The organism is Mammaliicoccus sciuri, assembly GCF_002901825.1.
GTDB lineage: Bacteria > Bacillota > Bacilli > Staphylococcales > Staphylococcaceae > Mammaliicoccus > Mammaliicoccus sciuri.
Genome location: NZ_PPQD01000017.1, coordinates 72,263 through 85,338 on the forward strand (window position 1 = coordinate 72,263; position 13,076 = coordinate 85,338).

Annotated in this window: 7 protein-coding genes; 6 read left to right on the forward strand and 1 reads right to left on the reverse strand. The window is 31.6% G+C overall.

What is annotated here, in order from left to right:
* The first annotated feature begins 62 nt into the window (after positions 1 to 62).
* From addB to CD035_RS02895, 6 genes are all read left to right on the forward strand, one after another.
* A complete protein-coding gene (addB, locus tag CD035_RS02870) occupies positions 63 to 3,533 on the forward strand; it encodes a helicase-exonuclease AddAB subunit AddB (RefSeq protein ID WP_048540118.1) in 3,471 nt (1,156 codons plus the stop codon).
* A complete protein-coding gene (gene addA / locus CD035_RS02875; protein ID WP_048540117.1) occupies positions 3,530 to 7,168 on the forward strand; it encodes a helicase-exonuclease AddAB subunit AddA in 3,639 nt (1,212 codons plus the stop codon). The genes addB and addA overlap by 4 nt, the downstream gene beginning before the upstream one ends.
* The gene (locus tag CD035_RS02880; RefSeq protein WP_048540115.1) at positions 7,168 to 8,295 is read left to right on the forward strand and encodes a DUF418 domain-containing protein; all 1,128 of its coding nucleotides are present in this window, start codon (positions 7,168 to 7,170) and stop codon (positions 8,293 to 8,295) included. Before addA ends, CD035_RS02880 begins: the two co-directional genes overlap by 1 nt.
* A gap of 76 nt (positions 8,296 to 8,371) precedes the next feature.
* A complete protein-coding gene (locus CD035_RS02885) occupies positions 8,372 to 9,277 on the forward strand; it encodes a fumarylacetoacetate hydrolase family protein (protein ID WP_037588862.1) in 906 nt (301 codons plus the stop codon).
* A gap of 206 nt (positions 9,278 to 9,483) precedes the next feature.
* A complete protein-coding gene (locus CD035_RS02890; protein ID WP_037588863.1) occupies positions 9,484 to 9,828 on the forward strand; it encodes a YisL family protein in 345 nt (114 codons plus the stop codon).
* A gap of 153 nt (positions 9,829 to 9,981) precedes the next feature.
* Positions 9,982 to 11,403 carry an alpha-amylase family protein gene (locus CD035_RS02895; protein ID WP_048540113.1) on the forward strand — a complete coding sequence of 474 codons (1,422 nt, stop codon included), beginning with the start codon at positions 9,982 to 9,984 and terminating at the stop codon, positions 11,401 to 11,403.
* A gap of 341 nt (positions 11,404 to 11,744) precedes the next feature.
* Here the strand turns inward: CD035_RS02895 and CD035_RS02900 are convergent, their stop codons facing one another.
* The gene (locus CD035_RS02900) at positions 11,745 to 13,076 is read right to left on the reverse strand and encodes a CoA-disulfide reductase (RefSeq protein ID WP_048541974.1); all 1,332 of its coding nucleotides are present in this window, start codon (positions 13,074 to 13,076) and stop codon (positions 11,745 to 11,747) included.

Genomic DNA, 13,076 nt, shown 5'->3' on the forward strand with positions numbered 1-13,076 from the left:
AGTGAGGTGTTCTTTTTATGTTAAAATAAATGAATAAGAGAACGTAAGGGAGGTAGAAATAAATGCAATTAAATGTATGGATTGGACGAAGTGGGACCGGGAAAACGAATCAAATGCTTAACCAAATGACTAAAGCGATGATTGATGATCCATTAGGAGACCCAATTATATTTTTGACACCAACTCAAAATACCTTCCAATATGAACAAGCATTTGTTAAAAATCCTAATTTAAAAGGAAGTATACGTACTTCAGTATTCGGATTTGAAAGATTAAGTTGGAGAGTTTTAAGTGATGAAGGTGGTCTTGTTGAACAACAAATTTCAGATGAAGCATTAGAAATGCTGACATATCACTTATTACATACACATAAAAAACAATTAAATTTATATCAGTCTACTATTCAACATTATGGATTTAGTCATAAAATGATGAACGAAATTAAAGACTTTAAAAAATATAATGTAAGTCCTGATGATTTAACACATTATATAGAACATAACGAAGCCATTCCTAAAAGAATGAAAGATAAACTTAGTGATATCGAAACAATATATAAAGCGTTAGAGGATCAATTAAACGGCCGCTATGTACAAGCTGAAGATGTCTTGTATAAATTAATTGAGAAAATACCAAATTCAGACTACATCAAACAAGCAGATATTTATATAGATGGTTTTCATAACTTTTCAACACTCGAATATCGCGTTATTGAAGCCTTAGTTAAATATAGTAAGTCGGTTACAATCGGTTTAACGACAGATGGAGACAAAGATCCATTTAGCTTATTTAGAAAAACATCCGAATCTCTCAATCACGTTGAAGACATTGCGGATGCATTACAAATTAAGATTAATTATATGCACTTTAAGACAACGGATCGATTCAATAATCAAAAAGTATTAAAGCATTTGGAAAGTCAATTTGATGCATTGCTACCGAATACCATTGATAGTGAAGATTTGAAAATTATTGAAACATCCAATATGAGAGACGAAGTGCAATACGTTGCGAGAGAGATATTAAGACGTTCGAGAGAAGAACATTTATCTTACAAAGACATAGCGATACTTTATCGTGATCCAGGTTATGAGCAGTTGATTGAAACGGTATTACCACATTTTAATATTGCTTATAATCATGACGCGAAAAAGAAAATGGCATATCATCCGTTCATTGAATGTTTAAGATCAATGTTAGAAGTTATTCAAACTGGATGGAGATTTGAACCTGTCATGCGCATGTTGAAGACAGGTATCTTAACAAGCCATATCCCAAATGCGTCATACTTAATTGATATATTAGAAAACTATGCATTTGAAAGAGGGATATCTGGTAAGAGATGGACGAATCCAGAATTTTTCACAGTTGAATCTTTTGAAAAACTCGGAAAAAAATCATTAAGAAAAGAAGAAGATACATTTATAGAAGAAGATAGAAAAACAATTCAGAGTGTTATCGACTTGAAAGATTATGTTGTGAATCGAATTGAAAAGTTGAACGAAGCTTTAGCTGATAGTCAAACAGTGGAAGATTTCACGAGTCGATTATATGGCGTTATCGAACAGTTTGATTTACCTACGCACTTAATGACGATGCGCGACGAATTAGAAATAAAGCATCAGTTTGAAGAAGCAGAGGAAATTGACCAAGTATGGGAAGGTACAATACGCATATTTGATGACATCGTAGAAGTGTTAGGTGATGTAACACTTTCTTTAAATGAATACATTGAAATATTGGATAGAGGACTAGATGAATTAGAATTCTCAATGATTCCGCAAACATTAGATGAAGTAACAGTCGGTAATATGGATTTAGCCAAAGTGGATAATAAAGAAATTGTATTCTTGCTTGGTATGAATGACGGTGTCTTACCGAAAGTATCTAATCAAATGTTGTTATTAACAGACGATGAGAAAAAAGAATTAGCAACTTCAAGCGGTTTAGAATTAAGCCCGACGAGTGATATTTTACAGATGGATGAAGCGTTTGTATGTTATATTGCGATGACACGAGCTAAGAAAGAAGTTGTATTCACATATAGTTTAATGTCCGATGGTGGAGAAATTAGAGAAAAGAGTCCATTTATCAATACGATTCAATCATTATTTACAAATCTTGAAGTTCAATCTCTAAAATCAAATATAGAGCACAATCCTATCCAACTATTAGAACATGAACATCAAAGTCAAATGCATATATTTGAACATTTAAATGATTGGATGAATGATGAGATTGTTAATGATATATGGCTAGATGCGTATCATGCTTCATTAGATATTCATCATTTAGACCATACTGTTCAATTTTTAACATCAGCTTTAACGTATAAAAATGATACAGTCCAATTAAATACAGATGTATCAGAATCTCTTTACGGTCAGAAAATAAATGCCAGTGTATCAAGGTTTGAAACGTATAATCAATGTCCGTTTAAACATTATGTTTCACATGGTTTAAAATTAAACGAACGTACGAAATATCAAATTCAAAGTGTCGATATCGGTAATATATTCCATCAAACATTGAAATATATTTCAGATGAAGTAAATGGTGACTTTAGTAAGTTATCAGCACAATCCATGGCCAAATTAATAAACGAAGCTATCGATGAAAGCTTGCCTAAAATTCAATTTGATGTACTACATCGTACTGCTCATTATAGATATTTAAAATTACGCATCCAAAATATTTTGAAATCTACATTAGAAGCAATGAAGTATCAAACAAGTCATTCAAAATTCAAAGCCTATCAATTTGAATTAAACTTTGGTGCAACATCTAAACATCAATTAAAAACGACGCCTTTATCAACGAAACGAAAAATTCCAATTAATATTAGAGGTCAAATTGATAGATTGGATGTATATAAAGGTAAAGATAAAGATTATGTGTCCATTATTGACTATAAGTCATCGGAGACAAGTTTAGATTTAACTAAAGTAATGTATGGTATGCAAATGCAAATGTTTACGTATTTAGATGTCGTACTCCAAAATAAAGCTTTGTTAAATCTACAAGATAACGTATCACCTGGTGCATTATTGTATTTCCATGTACATGAACCTGAAATTAAAGCGACAAGTTGGGGAGAAATTCCAGAAGTAGATGATATTTATCAACAAACTATTGAAAAATTCAAAATGGATGGATATGTGAATAGAAATCCTGAAGTAGTCGATGCGCTTGATGATAAATTGATAGACCAATTAAAATCTGACATGATCCCTGTTACGAAAAAGAAAAATGGTGAATTAAATAGTTATAGTAAAGCTTTAGATGAAGAACTATTTTTCAAATTAATGAATAAAAATAGAGAAAACTTTGTTGAAACAGCTACACAAATTATGGATGGGCATACAGAAGTTTCGCCTATGCGATATCAAAAGAGGTTACCATGCCAATTTTGTGAATTTAAATCAGTTTGTCACATCGATCCTATAACTGATACGGAGCAATATAGAGAAATCGAACATTCATTAACGAAAGATGAAATCATCGAAATGTTGAGAGAGGAGGCGGAAGAATGACATTGCCAGAAAAACCGATAGATGCACAGTGGACGGATGATCAATGGAAAGCGATATATAGCGAAGGGAAAGATATCCTTGTTGCAGCAGCAGCGGGAAGCGGTAAGACAGCTGTGCTCGTTGAACGTATAATTCAAAAAATTATGCGTAACAAACAAGACGTTAATAGGCTGCTTGTTGTAACCTTCACTAACGCAAGTGCGAGAGAAATGAAAGCAAGAGTCAATGCTGCGATTCAAAAAGAAAGTATTAAATATCCTGAAGATGAACATTTGAAGTCACAAAGAATTAAAATTCATCAAGCTCAAATTTCTACACTTCATAGCTTTTGTTTAACATTAATTAAATCACATTATGACACGATTGATATTGACCCAAACTTTAGAACTGCAAATGAAGTTGAGAGTATTGTCTTATTAGAACAGGCAATAGATGATGTGTTAGAAAGCTATTATGAAAAGAATGAACAGACATTTTTAGAAATCGTTGAGCATCTATCAAATGACCGTTCTGACGAGCCTTTAAGAGCATTATTGAACCGTCTGTATCGATTTAGTATTGCACATGCAGATCCTTTCGTGTGGTTAAATGAATTGGCTCAACCATATGATCAAATTGATGAAAATCACGCTTATTTTAAAATGTTTGACCAACTTATTTATCGTAAATTAGATAGTGCTAAAAATGCTTTGTATCAGTCAATAGATTGCTATCAACACTTGAATGAAGTCGATAAACATGTGACGTATCTTGAAGGTGAACGCATTTGGTTAGAGCGCGTATTTGAAGGTAGTAAGCTACTTGATCAAATACATTTAGATATGGCAGCAAAGAAATTACCGACAAATAGTGCGAAGATTAAGTCTGAAAATGAAGGATCAGAGCAATTACTGGAACTAGGTAAAGACTATCATAAATCCTATCTTGACCACTTAAAAGAACTGACTGAAGGTTATCTCAGCAGAAGTAGAGAAGATTTAATTCAAGATATGAAAGATATGGGACCAAGAGTGAAAGTGATTGCGGATATCACTAAAGATGTCATTAAATATTTCCAATCACTTAAACAACAAAAAAGGATTATTGATTTCTCTGATTATGAACATTTAGCTTTAGATATTTTGACAGATGATGATGGCAACCCTTCAGAAATTGCTTTGCAATATCGAGATTACTTTGATGAAATTTTAGTAGATGAATATCAAGATACCAATAGAGTACAAGAGGCTATTATCAGTTGTATTAAACGCGGAGAAGAGCATAATGGTAACTTATTTATGGTTGGTGATGTGAAGCAATCCATTTATAAATTTAGGCAAGCTGAGCCAGAATTATTTATAGAAAAATATAAACGATTTAATAATCAGGAAATATCATCAGGTGAAGTGATCGATTTATCTAAGAACTTTAGATCTAGAAAAGAAGTGCTCGATAATACGAATTATATTTTTTCTCATATGATGGATGAAGTTGTAGGTGAAATTGAATATAACGATGAAGCTAAATTGTATTACGGTGCAGATTATGATTCACAACATACGCCACTAGAAATGGATATTATCGTCCAAGATTCTTTTAAAGTAGAAGATAATAATCTGATTGAAGCAAAGGCTATTGTAGATAAAGTGCAATATATATTAGATAACAAACGCGTATATGATCGAAAAACGCAAAGTTATCGACCAGCAACATTCAAAGATATTGTAATTCTTGAGAGAAGTTATAGTAATGCGATGCACTTGCAACAACAATTTAAAGAAGTGAATATTCCGTTTTATGTAGAATCGAAAAAAGGCTACTTCGAACAAAATGAAATTAGATTGATGCTTTCATTTTTACGTGTGATAGATAATCCGTTGCAAGATAAATATTTAGTCGGTGTTATGCGGTCGATAGCTTTTCAGTTTAAAGAAGATGAGCTTGCTGAAATTAGAAATAAAGCGCCACAAGAAATTTATTATATTGATTCTATTTATAAATATATTTCAAATGCAGAAGCGGATGCAGCACTAGTAGAAAAGCTTAATCAATTTTTAACGCAATTGAAAAACTATCAAGCATACAGTAAATCTGTTCCGGTATGGCAACTGTTGGATAAATTATATAATGACTATTATTTAATTTCTTACTTTAGTGGCCTTACTGGTGGTGTTCAAAGAAGACAGAACTTATACGGCTTATTAAATAAAGCAATACAATTTGAAGCATCTAGTTTAAGAGGTATCTTCCAATTTATTAGATTTATCGATGAATTAATCGATCGTGGCCAAGATTTCGGACAAGAAAGTGTGATAGGTCCTAATGATGATGTTGTACGTATGATGACGATTCATAGTAGTAAAGGGCTAGAATTTCCATTTGTTATTTATTCAGGTATTACACGTGAATTTAACCGTACTGAGTTAAGAGAGCATGTTATCTTAAATAATCGATATGGATTAGCTTTATCATATTTCAATATTGAAAAAGAAGTCTCATTCCCAACACTAGCATCTATTATATTTAAAAATATCAATGAAACAGAAATGATTTCTGAAGAAATGAGATTGATTTATGTCGCATTAACAAGAGCCAAAGAAGGATTATATCTTATTGGTCGTGTTAAAAGTGATAAAGCACTTGAAAAAATAGGGCTTGTGAGTGCAGATCAAGATGAAATGATTGAATCTGAATATAGAGTGAAGGCGAAATCACCATTTGATCTTATCTCCTCAGTTCTTGCTAAATCGAAAGATAATGGTCTATCACACTCAATGCCATTTAAATCTGAACGAAGTGAATCTTTTAATATCAATATCATACGTGACGAAGAACAAGATGAAGAACAAGATATCTCATTCGAAAAGCCAACAATAGATACACTCATGAATTACAAACCTTCTGAGAAAAAGGATGAAATTTATAATCAGATGGTGTACAAATATCCTGATGAACAATTGTTAAATATTGCAGCAAAACAATCTGTTTCTGAAATTAAACGTCAACGCGAAACTGAAGAAGCAGGAACGGATTATCAAATTGTAAGACAATATCAGCTTGGTACTAAATCATATGACAGACCTAAGTTTATGACAAAACAAAAAAGACAAAGTGCCGAAATTGGTACTTTGATGCATGCAGTTATGCAACATCTTCCTTTAAAACAAGAAGGTTTAACTGTAGAAGATTTACAAAATCTTGTACACGAGTTGATGGATAAAGAAATACTACCTGATGACGCTATGCAAGATTTAGATTTATCATTAATAGAAGTGTTTACAAAGTCTGATTTATACAAAAGGTTAGTCAATGCGGATAAAGTTATGAGAGAGGTACCTTTTGTAGTTGGTCAAGATGATATCGATCAAGGTTTATCTTTCGATGTTTCTGAAAAAGATAATAAACCGATTATCCAAGGGATGATAGATTGTATTTTTATTGAAGGAGATAAAGTATCATTTATAGATTATAAAACAGATGCATTTATCGTTCGTAGAGGTAAAACAAAAGAAGAAGTAGCAGAAACGATGAAACAAAAATATGACGTTCAAATGCGTTATTATCAAAATACTTTAGAAACAATATTGAAGAAACCAGTTGAAGGTTATTTATACTTCTTTCAATATGGAACGAAACACATCAAGGAGAATCATTAATGGCAAAACAAAGAATATTTAGTATTGATGCATTAAGAGGGTTTAGTTTACTAGGTATATTACTTATGAATATTTTAACCTTTGCATATCCATATCAAATCATCAATCCGTTCGAATTTTTTCAACATCAAGATGGTGCATGGTTTAAAATCAGTTCATTATTTATAATCGCTTCATTTTATCCAATATTTGCATTTCTATTTGGTTACGGTTTATCCATCATGTATCAAAATAGTTTGGATAAGGGATTAAACTACTATCCAATGATTACAAGAAGATTATTATTTTTATTACTGCTAGGTATCATTCATGGCGTGTTCATTTTTTATGGTGATATTTTATCAACATATGCATTGTTAGGTTTAATTGCAATCATATTTGTGCGCTTAAAACCACAATATACATTAGTTGCACTATCAATAGGAATCGGCATATTTGTACTGTTATATTTACTGCCAATGATTTTATTAAAAGATGTCACGCAAATAGAAAGCTTCGTAGGATTACAAGAATTAGAAAGAGTTAATAATATATTATCAAGTGCTGATTATGTATCGATTATTGGCTTTAATTTGAAATATTTTGGTATGAATATTGCGAACGCCATTCTAGTAGGACCATTTTCTATTTTACCGATTATGCTATTCGGCATTTATGCACATCAAATTAATTGGTTTAACAAAATTAAACAACATAAAAATCTATATATGGTGATAGGGGTTGTTGTATTAATTTTAGGTTTAGCAATTAAAATGATTCAAATCGTGTTAGAAGGTTCTGTAACATCACAATTAATGAGTCAGATGATTGGTGGTCCAATTGTTGCATTGAGCTATATTATGTTCTTTGTCATCTTATGTGAAGATCAAACAGTTCGAAAAATTTTAACGCCATTACAATCTATCGGAAAACTAAGCTTAACGACTTATATTTCACAAAGCATAATATGTATTATCATATTCTATGGTGTTGGTTTAAATTACTACGGTAAGTTACCTGTCTTAACCATTTATATCATAGGTATTGTTATTTATTGCGTGCAACTTATCTTAAGCTATCTGTATTTATTGAAATTTAAACAGGGACCATTGGAAAAATTATGGAGAAAAGTAACATATTTAAAATAATCGATTGAAAAGCATGCGATTTATCTAAAAATTCGGTATAATCGAAATTAAGAATAAGAAGGAGTTGACAGAGTGAATGAAATTTTTAACTTTTAAACATAAAGATATCACTTCATACGGTGTGAAAGTAAAACGCGAAGAAGCGGTTTGGGATTTACGCAAAGTATTTGCAGACTTTGGAGAAGAAGGTTTTAATCCTAAGACATTATTAGAAGGTTTACAATTAAATATAAATGTTGATTTCCAAGAAGCAGTTCGTAAAGCAGTCGTTAAAGTAGAAGAATCTGCTGAGAAAGACGATTATAAATATAGCTTTGAGGATATCGAGTTTTTACCACCTGTAACACCTACAAATAATGTAATTGCTTTCGGACGTAATTACAAAAAACACGCTGAAGAATTAAATAATAAAGTTAATAGATTATATGTATTCACTAAAGCAGCATCATCTTTAACTGGTGATAACGCAGAAATTCCGAATCATAAAGATGTAACAGACAAGTTAGATTATGAAGGTGAATTAGGCGTTGTAATCGGTAAACATGGAGAAAAAATCCCACGTGGATTAGCTTTAGATTATGTATATGGTTATACAATCATCAATGACATTACAGATAGAAATGCTCAAAAGGAACATGATCAAGCATTCCTTTCTAAATCATTAACAGGTGGATGCCCAATGGGTCCATATATCGTAACTAAAGACGAGTTACCATTACCTGAAGACGTTAATATTGTCACTAAAGTAAACAATGAAATTCGTCAAGATGGTAATACAAATGAAATGATCTTAAAAATCGACGAATTAATTGCTGAAATTTCTAAATATGTAGCATTGCATCCTGGTGATATCATTGCTACAGGTACACCAGCTGGAGTTGGTGCTGGTATGAACCCACCACAATTTTTACAACCAGGTGATGAAATTAAAGTTACAATCGATGGTATCGGAACTTTAACAACATTCATTAGTGAAAAATAATTAAAGTGATATATAAGAGTACCTTCTAAACCGAGTGTTAGAAACTTGGAATAGGGGGTATTCTTTTTAGTAGGACGAACATTTGAATAAATTGTGAATTATGCGGTAACTTTAATATTTGCTTTTAAAAAAATGAGCTTATTCTAATAGTTCCTATGTTATAATGCTATTGGAAAAGAAATATGAATATTTGGGGGGAACTAAATATGATACATTTCCATATTTTTAGCTGGTTAGTTACGATTATCTTATTCTTCGTTGTATACATGAAAGTTACAAATAAACCAGTGCATATGGTCTTAAGATTATTCATGGTATTTACTTTAATTTCTGGTTTTGTTATTTTCATGCAAGCTATGGGAATTAACGGTATGCTTTATGGTATTAAATTTATTCTTGGACTTGCAGTTCTTGGTTTAATTGAAGTGACAATTGCTAAGAAGAAAAAGAATAAAAACAGCCAAGGATTATTCATTGCAACAATTGTTGTAATGGTATTAACGATTTTATTAGGTAGTTATTTACCAATGGGCGTATTACACTTTGGTTAATAGCCACTTTACAATCCATTCATGATTTTGTATATACAAGACATGAGTGGATTTTTTTATTGAATTTATTTATGACAATTTCATGTAGTTCTATCAGTTAAGTAAACGTTTTAGTATAATAGAATTAATTGGGTAATAAAGAGGGTTGAATAAATGAATAAATGGACAAAGATAATCATATCGATTATATTAATCGCACCACTTTTTAGTAGCTATGTTTTTGCGAAAGAGAAAGAATACGAGGATGTTAAATACCCTAGAATTTATAGTTTAGTGGTTGATCGTTTTATGAATGGAAATAACGACAACAATAAGATGATTAAAAATAATAATCAATCGAATGATTTACCACTTGGAGGGGATTTCCAAGGGATTGAATCAAAGCTAGACTATATTCATGATATGGGATTTAATACGATACATATTTCACCAGTCTTTTCACATGATCAGAAAGATTTTTTAGGATATAAAGTGAAAAACTATGATGATATCGACAAAGTTCTAGGTGGAGAAAAAGCATTTAAATCATTAGTTGATAAAGTACATAATAAAGATATGAAAATCATCGTTGATATGCCAGTTACATATACAGATGAATTTAAGCAATTTACAGATGGTGATTTAAATCAAATTCAAAAATCATATTTCAAGAATGATCAGTTCATAGATTTAAAGAATAGTGAGAATCAAAGTATTTACAAAGCGAAAGTTAAAAATTTTGTTGATAAATATCATATCGATGGTGTTTCGATGAATATCGTTCAAGATGGTATAGATGCTGAAGCGTTCCTACCAGAAGGATTGGATACATACGGCATCATAAATAAAGACGGTATAAACGTAAAGAACTTTAAACATTTATCGACAAATGCAACTCGTACCGCTATTCAAAATGCATTTAAAACTGAAAATACTGAAATTCCTACTTATAATCAGAAAGGTGAAGTACTCATTGCAGATACTTGGTTTACAGAACGTTTCACAAAACATGCTGCAGATGAGAACAAATTCCCTGGAACACGTATTAAACAATTAATGACATATATGTGGGGATATAAAGGTCCAGTTATGATGAACTATGGTACAGAAATAGCTGTAAACGGTTCGAAAATCGAAACAATCAATCAGCTACAGAACTTTAGAACGGATAAAGAAGTTATCAAATATTTAGAAAAAATTGCTGATACCTTTAAACAATATCAAGAATTGTATGAAGGTAAAGTGAAAGTATTGCCGCATGACAAAGGCACAAACTTGTTTTATTATGACACAAATACAATTGATTATATCTTGAATATTAACGATAGCAGTAAGTCTAAAAAAGTTACATTAGATGATAAGCTTATTGAAAAAAATAAAATGTTATCGGGTCTTATATTAGGAGATAATATTAAAGGTAAAGATAATCGATATGACTTAATTACGGATAGAGAAGAAAGTGAACTATATGCAATAATTAATGAAAGAGGACTGAATAATAGTTATTTAGTAGCAGCAGTACTTGTAATCCTATTATTTGGATTATTTATCTTCTTAGTATCAAGAAGAAGTAAAAGACATAAGAATAATCAATAATTTGTAAAGCTGGGACATCCGTGTCCCAGCTTTTTTCATTGTTAGAAGTAGTAAGGGGTGTGTTTCTGTACCGATAAAATAAATTACCGGTCCAGAAATCAGAAATATGGACCGATAAAAATAATTATCGACCCGAAAACGGGATTACCAGGCCGATAAAAATAATTATCGACCCGAAAACGGGATTACCAGGCCGATAATAAAATTTATCGACCCGAAAACGGGATTACCAGGCCGATAAAATAAATTAGCGACCCGAAAACAGGATTACCAGGCCGATAAAATAAATTAGCGACCTGAAAACATCATTTTCAGGTCGCTCTACTAATATTTACATGCTTTTATTTTGATTGTGCTTTATAACCAATCATATTTACAATATCTTTTGGACTAGAGAATGGTGGTGCATAAGCGATCTCGATATCACGTAGTTCGTCTACTGTTAGGTTTCCTATTATTGCTGTAGATATGATATCGATTCGTTTGTCAGCACCATCTTTACCGACTGCACATGCACGTAATATTTTGCGTGTTGCTTTATCAAAATAAACACGTAATGTAAGTGGTTCGGCACTTGGATAATAGCCAGCATGTTGTTTTTGAGTTTGTTCAACTACCTCATAATCATAATTTGAGAGTTCACTTTCTGAAACGCCAACACTGCCTAATGCATAATCAAACATTTTTACAATATTTGTACCAAGTAAACCTTTGAAAGTGGCTTTAGAACTTGATGATTTTGATGTAATGTTTTCGGCGATTAATGCTGCTGCTCTATGGGCACCCCAAGCTAAAGTAACACTAGTTGGTTTCTTTGTATGTCTATAGAATGTTTCGATTACATCACCTAATGCATATACATCTTCTAAATTCGTTTCGAAATATTCATTTACTGAGATATAGCCTTTTTCATTTAATTTAAGTGAAGATGATTTTAACCAATCACTATTCGGTTCAATTCCGACTCCAGTTATGACTAAATCATATGATTCTGTTTTCCCAGATTTAAAAGTTACTTCTCGTCCTGAAATATCTGCAATTTCTTCATTTAATCTATATGGAATATGTCTTTTTTCTAACTCATCAAATATGACTTTATTTAAATCTTTATCCATACTCTTATTAATGTGGTCGCTACGATGAATCAAAGTTGTCTGGATATTTCTATTATATAAATTCTCCAAAATTTCTAGACTCACATAACCAGCACCGACAATTAATGCTGATTGGACATTTTCTTTTTGAATAAAGTCTTCTATTTTGTCAGTATCTACTAAGTTTCTTAATGTAAATACACGGTCAGATTGAAAACCTAAATGTCTTGCACGACAACCCGGACTTAAAATAAGTTTGTCATATGCATCTTCAAAAATTTCGCCAGTTTCATGATTTTTAATCGCGATTGTTTTTTTAGTATCATTTAATTCAATGGCTTCGTGATACGTTTTGACTGTAATATGTTTTTTGTCTTTAAATTGTTCAGGTGTCGCTGATAACATCATATTTCTATCTTCTACAACTTCTCCTAAATAATAGGGAAGGCCACAGTTTGCAAAGCTCATATCTCTATCTTTTTCATAAACTGTAATGTCACTATCCGGATCAAGTCGTCGAATTTGCGATGCAACTGTTGCGCCTCCAGCAACTGCACCGATTACGATAATTTTAGCCAC